Here is a 22,870-nt window from a genome sequence, read left to right as displayed (position 1 = left end):
ATACTCCGTGCGTGGGACCCAAAATAGCTACGCTTCCTCCATATCGGGCAAATTACGGCAAGGGGACGTATCTCATGGTGGACGCGGCGGCGACAAAGGCGGGTTACACCTTCGACGGGCCGACGCTCGACCTGGGCGCGCTCGTCGGCGACGACGGCAAGGCCGACCCGGACTGCCCGATCCGGGTCCCGCTGGCCATGTTCAACCGGCACGGCCTGGTGGCGGGCGCCACAGGCACCGGCAAGACCAAGACCCTCCAGGTGATGGCCGAGCAACTGTCCGCGGCCGGGGTGCCGGTCTTCCTGGCTGACATCAAGGGCGACGTCAGCGGCATGGCCGCCCCGGCAGTGCCGTCCGAACGGATCACCGAACGCATGGCCGAGCTCGGCCAGCCCTGGACCCCGACGTCCTATCCCTGCGAGTTCCTCACCCTCGGCGGCAAGGGCGTCGGCGTACCGGTGCGCGCCAGCATCACCGACTTCGGGCCCCTGCTGCTGGCCAAGGTCATGGACCTGACCGAGGTGCAGACGTCCTCGCTCAACCTGGTCTTCCATTTCGCCGACGCGAAGGGCCTGCCGCTCGTCGACGTGAAGGACCTGCGCGCGGTGATCCAGTACCTGGTCTCCGACGAGGGCGCGGCCGAACTGAAGAGCCTCGGCGGGCTGTCCAAGCAGACCGCCGGGGTGCTGCTGCGGGAGCTGATCGCGTTCACCGACGCCGGGGCCGACGCGTTCTTCGGCGAACCCGAGTTCGCCACCACGGACCTGCTGCGCAACGTCCCTGACGGGCGGGGCATGGTCACCATCCTGGAGCTGCCCGGGGTGGTCGCTCAGCCGGCCCTGTTCTCCTCGTTCCTGATGTGGCTGCTCGCCGACCTCTACCAGGAGCTGCCCGAGGTCGGCGATCCGGACAAACCCAAGCTCGTGTTCTTCTTCGACGAGGCACACCTGCTGTTCAAGGATGCCTCCAAGGCCTTCCTGGAGTCGATCACGCAGACGGTGCGGCTGATCCGGTCCAAGGGCGTCGGGGTCTTCTTCGTCACCCAGACCCCCAAGGACGTGCACGCCGACGTGCTCGCTCAACTCGGCAGCCGGGTCCAGCACGCGCTGCGGGCGTACACCCCCGACGACGCCAAGGCGCTGAAGGCGACGGTGTCCACCTTCCCGAAGTCGGGTTACGACCTGGAGGAGGTGCTCACCCAGCTCGGCACGGGCGAGGCGATTGTGACCGTGCTGAACGAGAAGGGCTCCCCGACCCCGGTCGCGTGGACCCGGCTGCGGGCGCCCCAGTCGCTGATGGCCGCTGTCGAGCCCGCGGTGATGGCGGCACTGGTCGCCGGGTCGCCGCTGGGTGCGAAGTACCACCAGGCGGTGGACCGCGAGTCGGCGTACGAGATGCTGGCGGCCCGGCTCGCGCCGCCACCCGCCCCGGTGCCGCCGCAGCAGGCGCCCGCTCCCCCGCCCCCGGCGAAGGCGGAGCCAAACCTCGCCGAGCAGATCCTCGGTTCCAAGACCACTAAGCGCCTGCTCACCACGGCCGCTGCCGCGGCCGGCACCGCCATCATCCGCTCCATCTTCGGCACCCGCCGCCGCTGAGGCCGCCCGCACCGCTGATGCCTGCGTCGTCTCAGCGGCAGTTTCAGGGAAACTGCGCCTTCGACCCCGCCCGAAACGACACTTTCCCCGAAACTGCAGTGACCGGGTCAGCGGCCGATCTTGCGGCGGACCATGCCGACGACGTCCTGGACCTCGCCGACCCGGAGGGCGAGGGCGCACGCGCCGTAGACGCCGCAGATCACGATGCCGCCCGCGATCAGCGTCACCCAGCTGGTGAAGGGGCTGACCGTGGACTGGGTGGCGCCCATGAAGAGCAGCTTGACCGTGCCGTAGCCGGCTGCGGCGGCGACCAGCGCGGCCACCACGACCTTGCCGAGGGTCACCATGATCCGGCGCAGGCCGATCAGGCCGATCCGGCGCTTGAGCAGGGTCGCCGAGAGGATCGCCGCGAAGGCGTACGAGGCGGCGTTGCCGATCATCATGCCGACCGCGGCGGTCGACGCGGCGAACAGCGCCCACCATCCCAGCTGGATGGACAGCCGCATGGTGATCACCGGCAGGTTGAGCAGCGCCGGGGTCTTCGTGTCCTGCAGCGAGTAGTAGCTGAAGTTGAACAGCTGGCTGATCGCGAACGGCAGCAGCGCGAGACCGGCCATGGCCAGCACCGGGGCGGTCTCGATCGAGTCGGCGCGGTGGAACGCGCCCCGCTCGAACAGCGCGATCGAGATCGGCAGGGCCAGCACCAGGTAGGTGACCGCGATCGGGGCCAGCATCACCACGACCGTACGGATGCCCCGGCTGAGATCGGCGGCCACGTCGCCGGCCCGGCCCTCGGCCGCAGCAGCGCTCATCCGGGGCAGCAGTGCCGTGATGATCGAGACCGCGACGATGCCGTGCGCCATCATCATCAGCAGGAAGACGTTGTTGTAGATCATCGGACCGGCCGCGTCCTGCTCGCCCGCCTGGTTGAGCAGGTTCGTCAGCACCAGCAGCGCGAGCTGGTTGACGATCACGTAGCAGAACATCCAGCCGCCGACCCGGGCCAGCCGGCGCAGGCCAAGCTCGCGGAAGTCGAAGCGCCAGCGCCAGCGGAAGCCCACCCGGCGCAGCGCGGGCAGCAGGCCGCAGGCCTGGACCACGATGCCGAGCAGCACGCCGCCGCCCAGCACCAGGATGCGGCCCGGGGTCATGTCCTCGGGGTCGATCTGCTTGGCCCCGAACGTCACCAGGTAGAAACCGCCGGTGGCGATGACGATGACGTTGTTGAGGATCGGGGTCCACATGGGGGCGGCGAACTGCCCCCGGGTGTTGAGCACCGCGCTGCACAGGCCGGTCAGGCCGTAGAAGAAGATCGTCGGCAGCATCAGGTACGACAGCGTGGTGATCAGGTGCCGGGTGGCCTCGGAGGAGTCCCGGCTGGCGTACGCGATGGTCAGCAGCGGCGCGCAGATCACCGCCAGCACCGTGGTGATGCCGAGCACGATCACTGTCAGGGTGAGCAGCCGCTGGGTGAAGGCCTGGCCGCGGTCCGCGTCGCCCTTGCGGGCCCGGACCAGCATCGGCACCAGCACGCTGGACAGGATGCCGCCGAGCAGCAGCTCGTAGATCATCCCCGGGAAGATCTGCGCGGTGGTGTACGCGTTGCCGACCATGCCGCCGCCGAGCGCGGCCGCCATCGTCGCGGTACGCAGGAAGCCGGTCCCTCGGCTCACCAGCGACCCGACCGCCATCATGGCCGAGTTGCCGGCCGCCCCCTTGTGCTCGTCCTCGAAGCTGGGCTCGGCCGCGGCCTCAATCTCCTCCGCGGGCAGCGCCGTTCCCACCACGTGCGGGATCACGGTGGTCTGGTCCGCGTCGACCGGGGGGAGACGATCGGGGGCTGTCATGGGATGCACCATACCTGCGAACGGCCATGACCAGCCTCCCCAGTACGCTGGATGATCGATGTCGCCCTCACCTGAACTCACCGCCGTCCAGCGCAACGCCGTCACCGAGCTGTTGCGCGTCTCCCCCGTCGCCGACGAACTGGGCCGCCGGTTCGCCAAGGCCGGGTTCGAGCTGCACCTAGTCGGCGGATCCGTCCGCGACGCGCTGCTCGGCCGCCTCGGTGACGACCTCGACTTCTGCACCGACGCCCGACCCGAGGACACCCTCAAGATCGTCAAGGGCTGGGCCGAGGCGATCTGGGAGACCGGACGCGAGTTCGGCACCATCGGACTGCAGCGCGGCGGGCTCCGCCTGGAGATCACCACGTACCGGGCGGAGTCCTACGACGGGGTGAGCCGCAACCCGCAGGTGCAGTACGGCGACAACCTGCACGACGACCTGGTGCGACGCGACTTCACGGTCAACGCGATGGCGGTCAGCCTGCCCGGCCATGAGTTCGCCGACCCGTTCGGCGGGCTGGCCGACCTGGCCGCGCGGGTGATCCGTACGCCCGGCACCCCGGCCCAGTCGTTCGGCGACGACCCGCTGCGCATGCTGCGCGCGGCCCGGTTCGCCGCCCAGCTGCGTTTCACCGTCGACCCGGCCGTGGTCACCGCCATGGAGCACATGGCCGCCGACCTGGACCGGATCACCGCCGAGCGCATCCGGGACGAGTTCTCCAAGCTGCTGTGCGGCGCCGACCCGGTGACCGGGCTGCGGCTGCTGGTCGACACGGGCCTGGCCGACCGTTTCCTGCCCGAGCTGGCCGGCCTCAAGCTGGAGATCGACGAGCACGCCCAGCACAAGGACGTGTACGAGCACACCCTCAAGGTGGTCAGCAACGCCGTCGGCTTCGACACCGCCGACGGCGGCCCCGACCTGATCCTGCGCCTCGCTGCGCTGCTGCACGACATCGGCAAGCCGGCCACCAAGGCTGTCGGCGGCGACGGCGGCGTCAGCTTCCACCACCACGAGATGGTCGGCGCGCGCATGGCCAAGTCGCGGCTGAAGCTGCTCAAATACCCCAAGGACGTGATCTCGCCGGTGGTCGCGCTGGTCGGGCTGCACCTGCGCTTCTACGGGTACGGCCGCGGCGAGTGGACCGACTCGGCGGTGCGCCGCTACGTCACCGACGCGGGGGACCAGCTCGCCCGCCTGCACAAACTCACCCGTTCCGACTGCACCACCCGCAACAAGCGCAAGGCCGCCCTGCTCGCCGCGGACTACGACGCGCTGGAAGTGCGCATCGCCCGCATCCAGGAGGAGGAGGACTTGGCCCGGGTCCGGCCCGACCTCGACGGCAACGCGATCATGGAGCTGCTCGGCATCCCGGCCGGCCCGATCGTCGGCCGCGCCTGGAAGCACCTCAAGGAACTGCGCCTGGAACGCGGCCCGCTCGACCGCGACGAGGCCGAAGCCGAACTCCAGCGCTGGGCCCGCACCGAGGGCCTCATCCCCTGACCGTCGCGTCGGGAGTTTGCGTTGCAAGATCGTCCGACTTGCCAGGCACCTGTGCGTATCTTGAACACGCTTCCGCCCACCTGCCTGGCAAGTCGAGCGATCACGGCCGAGCCGTCTCGCGTCTCCCGTCACCGCGACGCCCTCGGCCAGGCCGGAGGCGGCCCACCCGGACGCAGTTTCAGGGAAACTGCGGCAATCAGCGGCCGTGAACCCGCAGTTTCGGTGAAACTGCGGCAACCAGCTGATGTCAGCGCGGCTAGGCCTGGCGGACGGCGTCAGGGGCGGTCGGCCGGGCGGTGGCGAACCAGTACCAGGCCGCGAGGAGCACGAATGCGGTCGCGGTGATGATCAGGCCGGGGGCGGACTTGCCGTTCGGGGGCAGGGTCAGCGCCGCGGTGAACAGGCCCGTGACGAAGCACAGGTTGAACGCGGTGTCGTTGACGCTGAAGATTCGGCCGCGGTACTCGTCCAGGCATTCGCGCTGAATCGTCGCGTCCACGATGATCTTCATGCTCTGCGAGGCCACGTTCACCAGGAACACCGCGACGAGCAGCAGCGGCGCGACGAAGGGCAGCCCGAAGACCAGCACCACCACGCCCACCGCGGCGACCACGCCGCTCAACCAGCGCCGGGCGTCCCACCAGCGCACCGCGAGCGGGGTGATCACGGCGGCGAGCGCCGCGCCGGCCGCGCCCGAGAGCACCACCAGCCCCAGCTGTCCCATCGACTGCGCGGCCCCGGCCTGCTGCGCGGCGACCCGCTCGGCGGCGTGCCCGAAGTAGCGGCTGTAGAGCAGCAGCACCGCGAGTGTGAGCACGCCGTACAGGAAGCGGTACGACGACTGCAGTACCATGATCCGCAGAGCCTTGCTCCGCTGCCGCAGGTGCCGGGCACCGCTGATCATGCCGCGGAACACCTGGACCACGGCCTCGCCGAGCTTCGTGGTGGCCCGTTCGTGCGCCAGCGGGCCTAGCTCGTCGCGGCGGAAGAAGCGCCGCGCCAGCAGCCCGGAGACCAGGTAACCGAGGGCGGCGGTGGCCGCGATGGCGCCGTACCCGTGCCGATCGGTGCCGACCACCTGCAGCGCGACCACAGACGCCGCGGTGAACAGGCCGATCGAGTAGCAGATCGTGCCGAGTGTGGAGGCCAGCGCGTTCGCCGGGACCAGCTTGCGCTCCTCGACCACGTGCGGCAGCGAGGCCGACAGGCCGGCCAGGAAGAACCGGTTGATCGCGATGACGATGAGCGCGCAGACCGCGAACGCCAGCCCCTGCGCCCCGGACCACAGCAGCGCCGCCGCGGGCAGCACCATCGCGGCGCGAGCCAGGTTGGCGTTCGACAGTGACGCCCGGCGGTCCCAGCGGTCCAGCAGCACGCCGACGTACGGGCCGAGCAGCGAGTACGGCAGCAGCAGGATGGCGAAGCCGGCCGCGATGGCGACCGGGCTGGACTGCCGGTCGGGGTTGAACAGCAGCGACCCGGCCAGCCCGGCCTGGAACCAGCCGTCGGCGATCTGGCTGGTGAGCCTGACCCCGAGCAGCCGCCGGAACGGGGCCCCGGCCAGGATCGCGCGCGAGGTCGCGGCGACCTTCGGCGTCGGCACGGTGTTCGGCATCACGGGGTGCGGCACGTCACCACCCTACGTGGCGCGGGAGGTCCGTACATGAACGCTGCGGGCGTTCCGGTCATCCACGACCGGAACGCCCGCAGCGGTGTGCGTATCGCGAGCGCGGCGGGCGTCCCGATCACCGGAACGCCCGCCGCGGATGGATCACTCCTTGGTGTTCGCCGCGCCGGTCACCCGGGCCAGCAGCGCCGGCAGGTCGATGCCGGTCAGGTCGTTGCCGAGCTGCAGGCCCTGGGCCACGTTCGTGGCCACGGACTTGGTCAGCGAGCTGGCACCGTCGGTGGAGATGACGGTCATCTTGTCGATCGCGCCCATCGGCGCGGAAGCCGCGGCGACGACCTGCGGCAGCACCTTGACCAGCAGGTCGAGCACGGCGGCCTCGCCGTACTGGGCGAAGGCCTCGGCCTTGAGGCGCATCGCCTCGGCCTCGGACTGGCCCTTGGCCAGGATGGCGGCCGCCTCGGCGGTGCCTTCGCGCTCGACCGCGTCCGCGATGGCGGTACGCCGCCGCTGCTCGGCCTCACCCTCCTTGGCGCCTTCGATCGCGTTCGCCTCGGCCAGCGCGGCGCGGCGAGCCCGCTCGCCCTCACCGGTCAGGCGGGACTGCTCGGCGTTGGCCTGCGCGGCGGCGATGGTCGCCTGGCGGGCCGCATCGGCGGCGAGCACCCGGGCGTTGCGGTCGGCCTCGGCCTCCTGCTCGACCTTGTATCGGGCCGCGTCGGCGGGCTTGCGCACCTCGGTGTCGAGCTGGCGCTGCTTGAGCTCGGCGTTCTGCTCGGCGACCTTGCGCTGCTCGGCGATGATCACCTGCTGGCGCTCGGCCTCGGCCAGCGGGCCGGCCGCGGCGGAGACGGCCTTGGCGGCGTCAATCTCGGCCTGGATGCCGGCCTGCTTGAGGGCCAGGTTGCGCTGTGCCTCGGCGATCGACTCCTCGGACTTGAGCCGGGCCTGCTCGGCCTCCTGGCGGGCGTTGGCCTCGGCGATCGCCGCGTCCTTGAGCACCCGGGCCGCCTCGGGGCGGCCCAGGTCCTGCAGGTAGGAACCCTCGGCGAGGATGTCCTGGAGCTGGAACGTGTCGAGCACCAGACCCTGGTTCGTCATCGAGTGCTCCGCCTCCTCCGCGACGGCGGAGGCGAAGGCGGCCCGGTCCCGGATGATCTCCTCGATCGTCAGCCGGCCCACGATGGAGCGCAGCGCACCGGCCAGCACCTCGCGGGTGAACTCCTCGATCTCGGACTGCTGGTGCAGGAAGCGCTGCGCGGCCGCGCGGATGGCGTCCTCGGTGCCGCCGACCTTCACGATCGCGACGCCCTGCAGGTTGGCACGGATGCCCTGCTTGCTGACCGCGCCGGTGATCTCGACGTGGATACGGCGGCTCGACAGGTCGAGGACCTGCAGCTTCTGCACGACCGGCAGCACGAACACCGACGCGCCCATGACGACCTTCTGGCCCGACAGGTCGGTGGAGCGTGCGCCGTCGGCGGTCTCGGTGACCCGGCCCTTGCGGCCGGTCACGATGAAGGCCTCGTTCGGGCCGGCCACCTTGATCCGGGACAGCACGAAGAGGATGAGCAGGAGCACGAGCAGCACGCCGCCCGCGATCGCAATGGTGAGGGCTGTCATTGCCTTCCTTCTCTCAAGGAGCTACTGCTCCGGGACTTCCTGCACGATCACGCTGGTGTCGCTGACGGCGGACGTCACCACGACCTTGGTGCCCAGCGGCACGGGGCGCTCGGCGCGGGCGGACAGCTTGACCGGCTGCCCGCCGATGCGCACGCGGACCTCGCCGAAGCCGCCGGCAGGGATGGGGGTGACCACCACACCCCGGGTGCCGACCAGGTCGGCGCGGGTCGGGGTGGCGTCGGTCCGCATGTTCGACATGCGTTTTACCAGGTAGCTGGCCAGTATGGCCAGGGGTATGGCGGCGACTATCGCGATGAACACCACTGCGGCGATGCCCAGGGCGTCGCCGGTCAGCTCGTTCACGACGGCGGCGCTGAAGCCGAAACCGCCGATCAATGACGCGACGAGTTCCGTGGAGACGAAACCGTCGCCGAGGTCGAGGAGGTCACCACCGAGGACGGCCACCGCCGCGATGACGATGCCGAGTGCCCCGATGATCAAAAAGACCAGTGTCGCCGTACCCACGCCGGGAACCGTAGCGACCTCGGGCAACAACGGGATCGGTCAGTCGGCTACCCAGCTCAGGACTTTGATGGCGCCGATGCCCGCCAGCACCATGGCGACGCCGATCACCAGGAAGGTGAACAGGCACGGCACCACGACGCCGCGCTTCTTGGTGGGGGCGCGGTAGGACCCGGCCCACTGCGTCGGCTTGCCCGACCGTTCCGCCTCGTCGGCGAGCTGCACCAGGCGCTCGGTGGCGGTGGCGGACAGGTGCACGGTGTCACCCTGGAAATGCAGCAGCCGTAGCCGCTGCCACGGATCGGGGTTGGCCTTGGCGAACGCCGTCAGCTCGGCGTCGCGCACCTCATCGGTGAGAAAGCCCCACCGGCCGGCCTCCACCGGATTACCGGTCTGCCGGTAGATGGAGGACAGCAGTGCGCGGATCTCGACGTCGTCGGGAAGGACGGCCAGCAGGGTCCGTAGACGCTGCACAGCCAGATGGGTATGCCCGGCCGCGAGATCGGCGCGCACCCGGGCGAGTACGTCCGCCTTTGCCACGCCCTGATCCTTATGGACCGGTGGCATGTCACGCCAGGGGCAATTATAACGGCCGGGTCACAGATCAATACCGACGCTCGGCGCTAGAAGATCCAGTCCAGCGCGGTCCGGGCACCGATGACCACCAATGTGGACAGTGCCACCAGCGTCGCGACGGCCGCAGCCGTCTGCAGGCGGGAGCCTCGGCGGGGGTTCGGCTTCGGCGCCTGTGCCGAAGCGGCGGCCAGCAGCGGTGCCAGCCTCACGCGGGAGATGTCGGTCGGCGCGGGTGCGCCGGTCGGCCAGCGGAGCGCGTCGAGGCGACGGTGTGCCGGGTAGCGGGCCTCGAAGGCTTCGAGTTCCTCGGGTTCGGCGATGTCGTCCAGGTAGGACCAGCGGCCGGCCTCGACGGCGTTGCCGGTGGCCCGGTAGATCGCGGCAAGCCTGCGCCGCAGATCAAGGTCGGTGGGATGCGCGGCGACCAGGCTGTGCATGCGCTGGATCGCCGGGTAGGTATGGCCACGTGACAGGTCCGTGGTCACCCGATCCATCAGATCTGACTTACCCATGTCCCCACTATGCATATCAGCGGGCCGAGGGTCCATACACCGAGCGTGCCGTAAAGCTGCGCGTCAAGGGCCTATTAGTACAGACGATGGCCTATCTACCGCATGACGTACGTCAATTTCCGCAGTAGACAGGCCATCGTCAGATGAATGAGTGTGCCCGCTCACACTTTTCAAGAACGGGCCCGAAATCAACGATTAACAGAGCCCTTGATGAAGTTCTCGACCGACTCGTGGGCGTCGTGGTCGTTGTACTGCACCGGCGGCGACTTCATGAAGTAGCTCGAAGCGGACAGCACCGGGCCACCGATCTTGCGGTCCAGCGCGATCTTCGCGGCCCGCACCGCGTCGATGATGACGCCGGCCGAGTTCGGCGAGTCCCACACCTCGAGCTTGAGCTCGGCGTTGAGCGGGGTGTCGCCGAACGAGCGGCCCTCCAGGCGGATGTAGGCCCACTTGCGGTCGTCGAGCCACGGCACGTGGTCCGACGGGCCGATGTGCACATCGCTCTTGGACATCTCGTGCGGGATCTGGGACGTCACCGACTGCGTCTTCGAGATCTTCTTGGAGATCAGGCGGTTGCGCTCCAGCATGTTCATGAAGTCCATGTTGCCGCCGAAGTTGAGCTGGTACGTGCGCAGCAGCTCCACGCCGCGGTCCTCGAACAGCTTCGCCAGGGCGCGGTGCACGATGGTGGCGCCGACCTGGCTCTTGATGTCGTCGCCGACGATCGGCAGGCCCGCGTCCTCGAACTTCTTGGCCCACGCCGGGTCGGAGGCGATGAAGACCGGCAGCGCGTTCACGAAGGCGCAGCCCGCGTCGATCGCCGCCTGGGCGTAGAACTTGGCCGCCTGCTCCGAGCCGACCGGCAGGTAGCAGACCACCACGTCGACCTTGGCGTCCTTGAGGACCTTCACCACGTCGGCCGGGGCGTCGTCGGACTCCTCGACCATCTCGCGGTAGTACACGCCCAGGCCGTCCATGGTCGGGCCGCGGTGCACGGTGATGCCGGTGGGCGCCACGTCGCACAGCTTGATGGTGTTGTTCTCGCTGGCCACGATGGCCTCGGCGAGGTCGCGGCCGACCTTCTTGGCGTCGACGTCGAACGCGGCGACGAACTCGACGTCGCGGACGTGGTAACCGCCGAAGTCGACGTGCATCAGGCCGGGAACACGTTCGGACGGGTCGGCGTCCCGGTAGTACTCCACGCCCTGGACCAGGGACGAGGCGCAGTTACCGACACCGACGATGGCAACGCGGACGGAGCCCATAGCTCCTGCCTCCTTCTTCTCTTCAGGCGGGCAGCCGGTCGGCCGCGCCGCCCAACTCACTCGGCGGAGTCGTCAGGGCCCGGTCGGGCCGTGAGCGGTCTTGCGGAATCTGTGGTGCGCGGGCTCGGTCGGAGCTCGCCCTCGGCCCCGCGCGGTGGCGGGGTGCGGCCGGAGCGCTCGTTCGCGATGAGCTCCTCCAGCCAGCGGACCTCGCGGTCCGCGGCATCCAGGCCATGTCGCTGCAGCTCCAGGGTGTACGCGTCGAGCCGTTCCGCGGCTCGGGCGAGCACCTCCCGGAAGCCCTCCCGGCGTTCCTCCACCTTGCGGCGGCGGCCCTCCAGGATGCGCAGGCGGATGTCGACGTCGGTGCGGGAGAAGAAGGCGAAGTGCACGCCGAAGGCGGCGTCCTCGTATGCCTCCGGCCCCACCTGCGCCAGCAGGTCCTGGAACCGCTCCTTGCCCTCGGCCGTGATCTTGTAGACCACCCTGCCCCGGCGACTGGTCAGCGGCGGTACGTCGGCGTCGCCGGCGGGGGTCTCCCCGGCCTCGGTGATCCAGCCGGCGGTTTGCAGCCGTCGCAGTGTGGGGTAGAGAGAGCCGTAGCTGATCGCCGCGCGGATCGCGCCCAGCTTGGTGCTGAGTTGCTTGCGCAGCTCATACCCATGCATCGGGGACTCATGCAGCAGGCCGAGGATGGCCAGGTCGAGCATGTCGGCCACCCCCTCTGATCGGTCTCGCGGTCTGGGTCTTGATGCGCGATGTATCGCGCCGATACATCGTTACGTTAGAACGGGGTGACGGGTCGAGGCAATACAACGGTGCTGATGATCACCGGAGCCGATGATCATTGAGCGCTCGGCTTAGTGCTGGTCACGCTGTGTGACGGCGGTCGCGGCGGGCCGAACGAGGGGTTACCCTCCTTTTCATGCGCGCGCAGCAACGGGTCTCTGCGTCGCCTCGTGCCGCCCAGCGGCGAGGCGACGGATTCGTTGACTATTCCCTCCAGCGGCGAGCTCTGCTGCGTGAGGTGTACGCGGGAAGGGTGGGCACGTCAGAGGTGTGCGATGCCTCGCCCTACCTGAAGAGCGCGGCTCGTTTCCACGGCGAGGCCACCGAGAACCGGTGCCCCATCTGCCGGCGCGAGTTCGTGATCAACGTGCACTACATCTACGGCGATCAGCTCAAGAACTCCGCGGGTCAGGCGCGCTCACGCGCTGAACTCGCGGTGCTGGCCGACACGCTGGGTGAGTTTCAGGTCTACGTGGTCGAGGTGTGCCGCGGCTGTGACTGGAACCACCTGGTGGAGCAGTACCTCTTGGGACGCGCACACAGGACAGCCCCCCAGCTGTCAGCGGCTGCCGCCACCGCCCCATCCCCGACCGGAACGGTGTGACAGATGACTTCGTACGGCGACCCTCACGCCGGCAACGGGTATGACGACGAGCAGTATCGTCAGTCATACCCGGCCCCCGTGCAGAATTCGGGCCGCGCCTCGGTGCCATCCGACGACTACGGCTACGACTACTCGTCGAGCGACCAGGCGGACTACGGGCAGTACTCCGCCGGCAGTGGCGGATACGCCCAGGGTGGCGGCTACGGCGGCGCGGACCAGAACGGCTATGGAGACCAGGGCTACGGCCAGGCTCCGGTGAACCCCCCGATCAGCCCGGCGGCCGGACGTGCCAGCGTCGGCGCCTCCGCCGGACGGGCGACCGTCGGTGGCAGCGCGGGGCGGGCCAGCGTCGGCGCTCCCGCGGGCCGCGCCAGCGTGCCCGGCGTCGCGGGACGGGCCAGTGTGCGCCCCGCGGGCCTCGACATAGAGGACGACGAGCAGCCGGCCGGCAAGGGCAAGAACGCCAAAGCCGGTAAAAACGGTAAGCCCGGTAAGAAGAAACGCAACAAGCTCACCATCGCGCTCGCCTCGGTGGCGGTGCTGATCATGCTCGCCGGCGGCGGGATGATCGCCTTCACCTCGTTCCTGAGCGGCGTGCCCGAGCCGGGCCAGTTCAAGCTGCAGGAGAACACCCTGATCTTCGCCTCCGACGGCAAGACCCAGGTTGCGCAGCTCGGCACGGAGAACCGCCGCATCGTCGACATGAAGGTGCTCAACAAGAAGATCAAGGACACCCTGATCGCGGGCGAGGACCAGGAGTTCTACAACCACGACGGCATCGACCTGTGGGGTATCGCGCGTGCCGCGTGGAACAACCTCACCGGCGGCGCCACCCAGGGCGCCTCAACGATCACCCAGCAGTACGCGCGTGCCGCGGCGGACGACCTCGAGGTCAGCTACGCCCGCAAGCTGCGCGAGGCGGTCTGGGCCCGGGAGCTGGAGCAGGAGTATTCGAAGGACGAGATCCTCGGCTTCTACGTCAACACCGCCTACTTCGGGCGCGGCGCGACCGGCGTGGGTGCGGCGGCCAAGGCGTACTTCGGACCTGGCGTCGACGCGGAGAAGTTGACCATCGGCCAGGCGGCGCTGCTCGGCGCGGTGCTCAAGCAGCCCGAGCCGCAGTGCGGCGACGTGGAACTCAAGGACTGCCAGTACAAGGGCTACGACCCGCAGAACGACGAGGCCGCTGCCAAGGACCGCTGGAACTACGTGCTCAACAGCGTGGTGAAGATGGGCACGCTCACCCAGGCCGAGGTGGACCAGGTCAAGTCCGAGGGCCTCCCGAAGACGGTCACGTTCACTCCCGGCGGCAAGAACAACGCGACCTGGGGCATCAAGGGGTCCAGCTACGGTCCATTGATTAACTACATCAAGAAGGAAATGGAGACTCCCGAGGTCAAGAAGGCACTGGAGTCCATGAACCCGCCGATCAAGGATTGGAAGAACGGCGGCCTCAAGATCACCCTGACTGTCGACGCCAAGGCGCAGACGGAACTGGAGAAGCGGCTCTACCGCGAGTACGTCACGGCCGACACCTGCAGGGACAAGAAAGACAAGATCGTACCTTTCACCCTCGCCGAGGACGGCAAGACCAGGATCGGCAAGGACAAGAAGCCGTTGGTGGTCGACGACGCGAAGAGCAAGGATCCCAAGTACGTCACCTGCGAGTCCGAGGTCAGCAAGGTGACCGAAAGGTCGACCTCCATGCTCAACAAGTACCCCAGGAACGTCACGGCGGCCGCCGTCTCGATCAACCCGCAGACCGGCGCCGTGCTCGCCTACTACGGCGGTATGGACGGCACGACGTACGACAAGGCCGGCAAGAACGGCGAAGGCGGCCAGTGGGTCGCCGGCGGCCACTCCCCCGCGTCGTCGTTCAAGATCTACACGCTGGCCGCGGCGGTGGCGAACAACATCTCCGTGGATTCACACTGGGACCCGGCGGAGTTCACTCCGAAGGGTGCCTCGAGCAAGATCCGCAACGCCGGCCGGGACGGCGCCGACGCGGGCTGCCATGCCAACTGTTCGCTTGCCCTCATGGCACAGAAGTCGTACAACGTGCCGTTCTACAAGGTCACCGCGAAGATCACCCCGGCAGCCGTGATCGACATGGCGGCCAAGGCCGGCGTCACCATGATCTGGGACGACAACAACCACGCGTACGACCTGACCAAGCTGAAGGGCGACAAGGTTCCGCTCGGCAACTACGTCGGCTTCGGCCAGTACCCGATCACCGTGCTGGACCACGCCTCGGGCATCGCCACCTTCGCGGCGAACGGCATCTACAACAAGCCGCACTTCGTCGCCAAGGTCGAGCGCAAGGTGACCGAGGACGGCAAGAGCGTGTGGAAGCCCGTTCCCGGCACCGGTCCGAAGATCAAGGGCAAGCAGACCATCGACCCGAAGGTCGTCGGCGAGGTCAACGCGGTGCTGAAGAACTACGGCAACAACAAGCTGAACAACCGCGACTCGGTCTCCAAGTCGGGCACCTGGCAGGCCGGCAACAAGTGGTCCGGGCAGAACTCCAGCGCCTGGTACGTCGGTTACACACCGCAGATCGCGACTGCGGTCTGGGTCGGCAACTATGCCGGCGAGTCGAGGCCGATCCTCGACCGAGAGGGCGACAAGATCGGCAGTGGCGACCTGCCGAGGCAAATCTGGGTCGGGTTCATGAACAAGGCCAACGAGCTGCTCAAGTTCGGTCCCAAGCCGATCGAGCAGGGCTGCGGCGGCTGCATCGGCGACCCGGACGCGGGCGACGGCAAGGAGACCACGCCGACCCCGGACCCGGGTGCCTGCTTCCTCAACCCGAACCAGCCGGGCTGCGAGAACCAGCCGGGCGGCCCGGGCGGCCCGGGTGGTCCGGGCAACAACCCGAACCCCTCGCCGACGCCGTCGGGCACCGGCGGTGGCGGGATCTGCATTCCGAAACCAGGCAAACCCTGTCCGTGACAGATGCGTGAACGAAGAGGGGCCCCTACGGGGGTCCCTCTTCGTTTCCAGGGGGTACGCGGGGCTTGCTGCACTTCCCAGAATTCTGAGGCAGGATGTCGGGCTATGAGTGATGTTCGTGAGCACGTGGTGTCGCCCGCCAGGGAGGACGGCTTCGTCCGGGGCCTGGCCGAGGCGATCGGCGGACCGCGTGGTGAGCATGCCGTGCCCGAGACGCCGCAGCGCGGCGGGCGGTTCTGGACGGCCGCGCGGATCGTGCTCGCGCTCACCTGCCTGACCCTGGCACTGCACTGGGTCCAGAAATCGCCCTGCCGGGACGGCGCCTGGGCGGACTACAAGCAGTACACCCACTTCTGCTACACCGACGTGCTCGCGCTGTACTACGCCGAGCACCTCAACGAGGGCGCGGTGCCCTACGTCGACTACCCGGTCGAATACCCGGTGCTGACCGGCGCGTTCATGGGCGCGCTGGGCCTGCCGATCCACGCGCTCGGCGAGAAGAACAGCGCGATCCCGCAGGCGACGCTGTTCTACGACACCAACGCGTTCGTGCTCAGCCTGTTCGCCATCGCCACGGTCGCCATGATCCTGTCGCTGCGAAGGCGCAGACCCTGGGACGCCGCACTGTTCGCGCTGTCACCCGTGCTGCTGGTGACCGCGACCGTCAACTGGGACCTGCTGGCCATCGTGCTGGCGGTGGCCGGGATATGGCTGTGGGCGAAGAAGTATCCGGTCGCGGCGGGGGTGATGCTCGGCCTCGGCATGGCGGCGAAACTCTGGCCGGCCTTCCTGTTCCTGCCCATCCTGATCGTCGCCGTGCGCTCGCGGCAGTACGCGGCACTGGTCAACGCGGTCGCCGCGGGGGTGATCGCCTGGCTGGCGGTGAACGTGCCGGTCATGCTGATCAACTTTGAGAACTGGCGGCGCTTCCTCGACCTCAACTCCGAACGCATCATCGACTGGGGCACCTCCTGGTACGTCGGCCGCCACTTCGACCCGTTCGGGCTGGAGCTGTGGAACAACGTCCCGCTGGTGACGAACCTGTCGCTCGCGCTGTTCGCGCTCTGCTGCGTGGGCCTGCTCGTGTTCGGCCTGCGGGTGAAGACGCCGCCGCGGCTGGCGCAGCTGGCGTTCGTGGTCGTCGCGGTCTTCCTGATCACGAACAAGGTGTGGTCGCAGCAGTTCACCCTGTGGCTGCTGCCCCTGCTGGTGCTGGCCCGCCCGAAGTGGCCGGCGTTCCTGGCCTGGCAGCTGGCCGAGGTCTGCTACTTCGTCGCCTTCTACGGCGAGCTGATGGGCGCCTCAGGCAAGCAGGTCTTCCCCGAGTGGGTGTTCGTCTTCGCCTCGATGATGCGGCTGTCCACCGTGATCCTGCTGGTGGTGCTCGTGATCCGGGACATGGTGCGCCCGGAGCTCGACGTCGTGCGGCAGGCGTACGCCGACAGCGACACCCCCGACCCGGACGGCGGCCCGGCCAACGAGCCGCTGGATGCCGACCCGGCAGCCGCCCGGCCGGTCCCCGCGATCGCCTGACGGCTCGAAGAGCGCAAGCGAGAGCCCCCGCCACCCGGGATAGTCTCCGAGGTGCCGGGGGCTCCGTCGTGTCCGCCGCCTACGACAGCGTGAAGACCACCGCGTCCGGGGCGTCGGTGCGCTGCACGCCGAGCCCGTCGGCGGGCGCGGTCAGGGCCGGCTCGTACGGTGTGCCCTTGGCCTCCTCGCGAAGCACCAGCACGGTCTTCACACCGAGTTCGCGCAGCCGGTTCACGCTCGCCTGGTCGGGGAACGTCTTGGTCAGCTCCCGGATCTCGTTGAGCGTGGTGGGGGTGAAGCCGCTGTTGCCGTTGACGATCGGATCCAGCCGGTCCGTCGACCAGACCATCACCTTCATGTCCATCAGCGGGTCGCTGGGCAGCACCAGCATCGGGGCCTGCGCGGTCGCCATGGACGGCGGCTGCAGCGGCACCACCGGGTGCTCGGTCACGTTCAGGCCCTCGGCGATCACCAGCAGCAGCGGCAGGAACGTGGCCAGCCGCAGCAGCGGGTGCGGCCGGGCTGGCACCCGGTCCTCCGACACCGTCTTGGCCTGCTCGACGAACGCGGTCACCGCTCCGGCGGCCAGGATCGCCAGCAGCAGCGTCGTCCAGATGACCAGCCTGCCGGGGGTGCGGATGCCGCTCCAGCCCGGGAGGATGTCGTACAGGGTCATGTAGCCGGGTCGGCCGCCGAAGAACTTGGTGCCCATCGCCAGGATCACCGACAGCACCACGCCGCTGAACAGCAGCATCCGCTTGCGCAGCGTCCAGGCCGACATGACCAGGCCGGCGAAGGCGAGCCCGTACAGCACGAACCCGGGCAGCAGGCTGGTCTCGCCCGCCGCGCCGCCCAGCACCTCTCGCGCTCCGGAGTGCGCCTCCCCCCACGGCATGGACTGGGCGGGGCTGGTGAAGAAGCCCAGGATCGGCGGGGAGTAGAAGTCGACCTCCCAGTCCGAGCGCTCGGCGTACGGGTGCAGCTCCAGGACCTTGAAGTAGGCCAGCGCCATCAGGCCGCCGACCGCAGCGAAGACCAGGCCACCGACCACGTCGGCCGAGAACAGCTTCCAGCCGAACGGCTTCGGCTCGCTCCAGACCCACCTGCTGCGCACGAAGTACGTGATCGCGCTGACCAGCACGATCCCCGCCAGCACGTACGCGAACGGCAGGCCGATGCCGAAGCCGAGGCTGATCTGCCACGCCGCGACCAGCCAGCCCGCCAGTGCCCAGCCGGGCTTGCGCAGCTCCGGCCGGTAGCCGTGGCGCAACGAGAAGCCGTGACCGCGGGCCAGCATGGCCAGCGCGAGGGCGATGCCGCCGACCGACATCACGTGCATGTGCCCGGCCTGGGCCAGCCGCCACGGCGCGTACGCGAACGCCGCGCCCGCCACGGCCGCCCCGGTCTTGCCCGAGCCGAGCTGTCGGAGCAGCACGTACGCCCCGAAGAAGGCGAGCGCATGCAGCAGCACGTACATGATGTTGTAGCGGACGAGCGCGGCTTCCAGCCCGGTGCCGAACAGGCCGGCCGGGGCGTAGCCGAGCAGGGTGTCGGAGAAGGCGAAGCTGTACTTCTCCGGGTAGAAGCTGTTCGAGTGCCACAGCTGAGACCAGTCGGTCTTGAGCACGTGCCCGGACCACGCCATCTGCCATGCCTGCAGGGTGGGGTCACCCGTGTCCTGCGGGATCGTGTACGCCGGATAACGCAGGGTGGGCCACGTCATCGCGACGGCGAGCGCCAGCGAGGCGTACGCGGCCAGCGCCCACTCGTGCAGCAGCGCGTAGCGGGTGCCCCGCAGCGCGCGGCGCAGCCGGGTCGGCGTCTCCTCCTCCGTGTCCGGGGCGAAGCGGGCGAAGGCGTCCTCCTCGACCGGCTGCGGCTCGGGTGCGGCGTGGCGAGGGGCAACCGGTTCCTTGACGGCGGTCGGCTCCTTGGCGGGCGCGGCGTCGGTCCCGTTCACAGGTTCCCCTCTACTGGTGTGCGCGCAGGTACGCGATGTCGGCGGACTGACCCTCCACCCCGCCTGGCGTCTCCACCACGGCAGGCGCACCGGCGGCGCGCACCACGGCGGCCACCAGCTCGGGGTCGATCATCCCGGGTTCGTTGTTCATGACTGTCAGATTGTCGTGCCGATCGCGGCCGGAGTCGAATCCATCTCGTGATCCGTTCGCATGCACGAGATCGATCCGCCCGGTGATGGCCTTCACCCGGTCCACGATGTCGAGCAGCTTCTCGCCGCCCGCGTGGGCATGGCAGGTGTCCAGGCAGAAGCCCACGCCGAACTCGCCGACCGCGTCCCAGAGCCGGGCCAGCTCGTCGAAGCGCCGCGCGCAGGCGTTGTCGCCGCCGGCGGTGTTCTCGATCAGGACCCGGGTCGGCAGGCCGCCCTTCTCCTGCGCCTGCTGCAGCGCCTTGCGCCAGTTGTCGATGCCGACCGCGACGTCCTCGCCCTTGTTGACGTGTCCGCCGTGCACGATGAGGCCGCTGGCGCCCACCGTGGCCGCCGCGGCAGCGTGCTGGGCGAGCAGTTTGCGGCTGGGAATGCGGATGCGATTGTTCGTCGATGCGAGATTGAGCACATAAGGGGCGTGCACGAAGATCTCCACCGAGCTGGCCCGCAGCGTCTCGGCGTCCGGCCGGGTCTCCGGGGCTTTCCAGCCCTGTGGATCGGCGAGGAAGAACTGCACGACATCGGCGTTGCGCGCGGTCGCCTCGGCTAGTGGATCTTCATAATCGACGTGAGCCCCGATAAGCATTCGACCAGTATTACCGCTCCGCGCGGCGGGCGCTGCGGTCGCATGCGCAACCGGAGCCGGTTTGTTGCGTTGATTTCAATGCCGCACCGTGCTCCCCCAGCCGGGGAACAGCGAGGCGTGCCTCCTCGCCCCCCGCGAGGCGACCGGAATCCGGGGCGCACGCCCCAGGGGGAGATGCGTCATGTCGTACGCCATCCGTCGGCGAGCCGCGGCCTTCGCGGCGGCCGGCCTTCTCGCGGGCCTGCCGCTGCTCGGCGCCAGCCCGGCCGGGGCCGCCGAGCCCGAGGCGGCGCCCGGCGTCAGCTTCAGCGGCGGCGGTTTGGGCCTGCTGCTGTGCGGCTCCAAGCCGGCGACCACGAAGATCACCGTCGCCGCGGAGTCGAAGGTGCGCCTCACCAACGGCCTGGGCCAGGGTGCGACCCTGCAGATCGACGGCAAGGACAGCGCGGACGTCGCCGACGGCGAGACGGTCGAGGTGCAGTTCCACCGCGGCCCGGTCAAGGTCGCCATGGTGCCCGAGTGCCTGCTGAACCTGAACCCGACCTTCGAGCCGCTGACCGTCGAGGTCACCAGCCGCTCGACGTCGACCCCGTCCAGCTCCGGCTCGACCAGCGGGCAGGGCAGCAGCAACAGCGGTTCGACGCCGACCCGCAAGCCGTCCGCGAAGCCCAGCCCGACGAAGGCGGCGAGCCAGCCGAGCTCCAGCCGCTCGACCAGCCGCAACGACACGCCGCCAGCCGCGAGTGACGAAGGTCCCGAGGTGGCCGACCCCACGGCGACGCTGTTCCCCATGCCCGGCGACGGCGATGACGACGGCGACGGCGTGGAGCAGTCCCCGGCGACGGTGTCGGTGGTCGGCGGCGACGGGAAGACGCTCGACTCGACGCGGGTGTCCTCCACCTCCCCCGACAAGGGGCCAATCGGACTTCTTGCGATTATCGCGACAGTGTGTGTCGTTGGCGTGTCAGCCGGGGCAATCCGCGCTATTATCGCTCAGCGAGCAACTCGGGCAGAGTTCGCGTAGTATTACAGATACTCCGCGGGGCGTTTCTCTCCAACATCGTCGGTGTGGTCGTTCCTCCCCAGGTCCCACCCAGCAGTTCGGAAAGAGCGCCCCGCGGTCCTCCTCACGAGACGCGGTCACCTGGATCAGGTGGCCGCGTCTCGCCGTCTGTCGACATCCCGACGCCGGCTGCGCGCGGGTGGGGCGGCGACCGCGGGCGCAGGCAGGCGACCAGGTAACATGGTCGGGTTCCGTGTGCCGCGGGCAGATCCCGCGGCATTCGCATGGAACGACGCAGACCTCCTGCTACGGACAGTCCGTAGCCGAAGAGGCCGGTCAACGGCCTCGCCAAGCCCATAGGAGGTGAGTACGTCTTGCGTCACTACGAAGTAATGGTGATCCTCGACCCCAGTCTCGAGGAGCGCACCGTTGCCCCGTCCCTGGACACGTACCTCAACGTGATCCGGACCTCGGGTGGTTCGGTCGAGAAGCTCGACGTGTGGGGCCGTCGCCGGCTCTCCTTCGAGATCAACAAGAAGGCCGAGGGCATCTACGCCGTCATCGACCTGCAGGCCACGCCTGCGGCCGTTGCCGAGCTGGACCGCCAGCTGCGACTCAACGAGTCCGTGCTGCGCACCAAGGTCATCCGTCCGGAAGTTCGCTGACCTTCCCGACACCCGCGACGCCCGGACCACTTCACGTGTGCTGTCGCATCCCTGTGGGAACCTTTGCGGCAGAACAAATGTGAACCGAGGAGAAGGTCATGGCTGGAGAAACCACCATCACGGTCATCGGCAATCTTGTCGACGACCCTGAGCTGCGCTTCACCCCGTCGGGTGCGGCTGTGGCGAAGTTCCGTCTCGCTTCGACCCCCCGCACGCTGGACCGCGCGTCCGGCGAGTGGAAGGACGGCGAGCCGCTCTTCCTGTCGTGCAACATGTGGCGGCAGATGGCGGAGAACGTAGCCGAGTCGCTGCAGAAGGGCTCCCGCGTCATCGTCTCCGGACGGCTGCGCCAGCGGTCGTACGAGACGAAGGAAGGCGAGAAGCGCACGGTCTACGAGCTGGAAGTCGACGAGATCGGCCCGTCGCTGCGGTACGCCACGGCGAAGGTGCAGAAGATGTCGCGTTCCGGCGGCGGAGGCGGTGGGGGCTACGGCTCCGGCTCCAGCGGCGGCGGCAACAGCTCCGGCGGCGGAGGCTTCTCCGACGACCCGTGGGCGACGGCTGCTCCCGCAGGCGGTTCGGGTGGCAATTTCGACGACGAGCCACCGTTCTGACAGGTGACCGTGCACGGTCCCCGGTCAGTGGAAACAGACTGAGGTAGAGATCATGGCGAAGGCTGCGGCCCTGCGCAAACCGAAGAAGAAGGTGAACCCGCTCGACAAGGAGGGGATCACCTACATCGACTACAAGGACACCGCGCTGCTGCGCAAGTTCATCTCCGACCGCGGCAAGATCCGCGCTCGGCGGGTGACCGGCGTGACCACGCAGCAGCAGCGGCAGATCGCTCGTGCGGTCAAGAACGCCCGTGAGATGGCGCTCCTGCCGTACACCACCACCGGTCGCTGAGAGGAGGGCACCTGATGAAGATCATTCTGACGCACGAGGTGTCCGGTCTCGGCACTCCCGGCGACATCGTTGAGGTCAAGGACGGCTTCGGCCGCAACTACCTGCTCCCCCAGGGTTTCGCGATCCTGTGGACCAAGGGCGCCGAGAAGCAGGTCGAGTCCATCAAGCGGGCCCGCGGGGCTCGTGAGGTTCGCGACCTGGGCCACGCCAACGAGATCAAGTCGCAGCTCGAGGGCCTGAAGGTCACCCTGTCGGCGCGTGCCGGCCAGGGCGGCCGCCTGTTCGGCTCCGTGACCGCGACCGAGGTCGCCGAGGCGGTCAAGACCGCCGGCGGTCCGGTGCTGGACAAGCGCAAGATCGAGCTGCCGTCGGCGATCAAGTCGACCGGTGGCTACACGGTGCAGATCAAGCTGCACCCGGATGTGACCGCCAAGTTCAACCTGAACGTGGTCGCCGCCAAGTAAGACCCCGCAACACGCAGCAGGCCCCCGGACCACGGTCCGGGGGCCTGCTGCGTCCCACCCCACCCCACCCCACCGGGCCGGCCCGAACCCGGCCGCAACTCTTAAGGAGTTGCGGCCACGAGCCGGG

Annotated in this window: 20 protein-coding genes; 10 read left to right on the top strand and 10 right to left on the bottom strand. The window is 68.9% G+C overall.

Annotated features, from left to right (window positions below):
• Positions 1–74: 74 nt before the first annotated feature.
• Complete coding sequence (locus AB0B66_RS05610; protein WP_360523394.1) at positions 75–1,595, top strand: helicase HerA-like domain-containing protein; 1,521 nt, start codon at positions 75–77, stop codon at positions 1,593–1,595.
• Between the two features lie 107 nt (positions 1,596–1,702).
• Here AB0B66_RS05610 and murJ read toward each other — a convergent pair whose 3' ends face one another.
• Complete coding sequence (gene murJ, locus AB0B66_RS05605) at positions 1,703–3,442, bottom strand: murein biosynthesis integral membrane protein MurJ (protein WP_360523391.1); 1,740 nt, start codon at positions 3,440–3,442, stop codon at positions 1,703–1,705.
• 58 nt (positions 3,443–3,500) lie between these two features.
• Here murJ and AB0B66_RS05600 point away from each other — a divergent pair, with 58 nt between their 5' ends.
• Positions 3,501–4,943 (top strand): CCA tRNA nucleotidyltransferase, encoded by a 1,443-nt coding sequence (locus AB0B66_RS05600; protein ID WP_360523388.1) that lies wholly within the window; start codon positions 3,501–3,503, stop codon positions 4,941–4,943.
• Positions 4,944–5,199: 256 nt separating this feature from the next.
• Here the strand turns inward: AB0B66_RS05600 and AB0B66_RS05595 are convergent, their stop codons facing one another.
• From AB0B66_RS05595 to AB0B66_RS05565, 7 genes are all read right to left on the bottom strand, one after another.
• Complete coding sequence (locus AB0B66_RS05595) at positions 5,200–6,573, bottom strand: MFS transporter (RefSeq protein ID WP_360523385.1); 1,374 nt, start codon at positions 6,571–6,573, stop codon at positions 5,200–5,202.
• 141 nt (positions 6,574–6,714) lie between these two features.
• Positions 6,715–8,193 (bottom strand): SPFH domain-containing protein, encoded by a 1,479-nt coding sequence (locus tag AB0B66_RS05590; protein ID WP_360523382.1) that lies wholly within the window; start codon positions 8,191–8,193, stop codon positions 6,715–6,717.
• A gap of 21 nt (positions 8,194–8,214) precedes the next feature.
• Positions 8,215–8,718 (bottom strand): NfeD family protein, encoded by a 504-nt coding sequence (locus AB0B66_RS05585; RefSeq protein ID WP_360523379.1) that lies wholly within the window; start codon positions 8,716–8,718, stop codon positions 8,215–8,217.
• A 39-nt stretch (positions 8,719–8,757) separates the two neighbouring features.
• Positions 8,758–9,255, bottom strand: a complete 498-nt coding sequence (locus AB0B66_RS05580; RefSeq protein WP_360523376.1) for a DUF6584 family protein — start codon at positions 9,253–9,255, stop codon at positions 8,758–8,760.
• A gap of 83 nt (positions 9,256–9,338) precedes the next feature.
• A complete protein-coding gene (locus AB0B66_RS05575) occupies positions 9,339–9,803 on the bottom strand; it encodes a DUF6584 family protein (protein WP_360523373.1) in 465 nt (154 codons plus the stop codon).
• Positions 9,804–9,991: 188 nt separating this feature from the next.
• The gene (locus AB0B66_RS05570) at positions 9,992–11,071 is read right to left on the bottom strand and encodes an inositol-3-phosphate synthase (protein ID WP_360523370.1); all 1,080 of its coding nucleotides are present in this window, start codon (positions 11,069–11,071) and stop codon (positions 9,992–9,994) included.
• A gap of 56 nt (positions 11,072–11,127) precedes the next feature.
• On the bottom strand, positions 11,128–11,781 hold the full coding sequence (locus AB0B66_RS05565; protein WP_308440459.1) for a PadR family transcriptional regulator: 654 nt from the start codon (positions 11,779–11,781) through the stop codon (positions 11,128–11,130).
• 215 nt (positions 11,782–11,996) lie between these two features.
• Here AB0B66_RS05565 and AB0B66_RS05560 point away from each other — a divergent pair, with 215 nt between their 5' ends.
• From AB0B66_RS05560 to AB0B66_RS05550, 3 genes are all read left to right on the top strand, one after another.
• Positions 11,997–12,464 carry a DUF5318 family protein gene (locus AB0B66_RS05560; RefSeq protein ID WP_203695073.1) on the top strand — a complete coding sequence of 156 codons (468 nt, stop codon included), beginning with the start codon at positions 11,997–11,999 and terminating at the stop codon, positions 12,462–12,464.
• Between the two features lie 3 nt (positions 12,465–12,467).
• Positions 12,468–15,416, top strand: a complete 2,949-nt coding sequence (locus AB0B66_RS05555) for a transglycosylase domain-containing protein (protein ID WP_360523367.1) — start codon at positions 12,468–12,470, stop codon at positions 15,414–15,416.
• 105 nt (positions 15,417–15,521) lie between these two features.
• Complete coding sequence (locus AB0B66_RS05550) at positions 15,522–16,949, top strand: glycosyltransferase 87 family protein (protein WP_360523364.1); 1,428 nt, start codon at positions 15,522–15,524, stop codon at positions 16,947–16,949.
• Between the two features lie 79 nt (positions 16,950–17,028).
• Here the strand turns inward: AB0B66_RS05550 and AB0B66_RS05545 are convergent, their stop codons facing one another.
• Both AB0B66_RS05545 and AB0B66_RS05540 read right to left on the bottom strand, forming a co-directional pair.
• Positions 17,029–18,909, bottom strand: a complete 1,881-nt coding sequence (locus AB0B66_RS05545) for a hypothetical protein (RefSeq protein ID WP_360523361.1) — start codon at positions 18,907–18,909, stop codon at positions 17,029–17,031.
• A gap of 10 nt (positions 18,910–18,919) precedes the next feature.
• A complete protein-coding gene (locus AB0B66_RS05540) occupies positions 18,920–19,705 on the bottom strand; it encodes a deoxyribonuclease IV (RefSeq protein WP_360523358.1) in 786 nt (261 codons plus the stop codon).
• Positions 19,706–19,886: 181 nt separating this feature from the next.
• Here AB0B66_RS05540 and AB0B66_RS05535 point away from each other — a divergent pair, with 181 nt between their 5' ends.
• The 5 genes from AB0B66_RS05535 (at position 19,887) to rplI (ending at position 22,743) form a co-directional block, all read left to right on the top strand.
• Entirely contained in the window at positions 19,887–20,729 is an 843-nt protein-coding gene (locus AB0B66_RS05535; RefSeq protein ID WP_360523355.1) for a hypothetical protein, read from the top strand.
• 353 nt (positions 20,730–21,082) lie between these two features.
• Positions 21,083–21,373: a 30S ribosomal protein S6 gene (gene rpsF, locus AB0B66_RS05530; protein WP_120317645.1), complete on the top strand. Its 291-nt coding sequence runs from the start codon at positions 21,083–21,085 to the stop codon at positions 21,371–21,373.
• 98 nt (positions 21,374–21,471) lie between these two features.
• Entirely contained in the window at positions 21,472–21,987 is a 516-nt protein-coding gene (locus tag AB0B66_RS05525) for a single-stranded DNA-binding protein (protein ID WP_191838515.1), read from the top strand.
• Between the two features lie 52 nt (positions 21,988–22,039).
• Complete coding sequence (gene rpsR / locus AB0B66_RS05520) at positions 22,040–22,279, top strand: 30S ribosomal protein S18 (protein WP_120317647.1); 240 nt, start codon at positions 22,040–22,042, stop codon at positions 22,277–22,279.
• 14 nt (positions 22,280–22,293) lie between these two features.
• Positions 22,294–22,743 (top strand): 50S ribosomal protein L9, encoded by a 450-nt coding sequence (rplI, locus tag AB0B66_RS05515; protein WP_360523351.1) that lies wholly within the window; start codon positions 22,294–22,296, stop codon positions 22,741–22,743.
• Positions 22,744–22,870: the final 127 nt, after the last annotated feature.

It is taken from the genome of Catellatospora sp. NPDC049111 (assembly GCF_040648615.1).
GTDB lineage: Bacteria > Actinomycetota > Actinomycetes > Mycobacteriales > Micromonosporaceae > Catellatospora > Catellatospora aurea.
The sequence above is the reverse complement of the archived record's forward strand: the minus strand, read 5'-3'. Positions and strand labels throughout refer to the sequence as shown.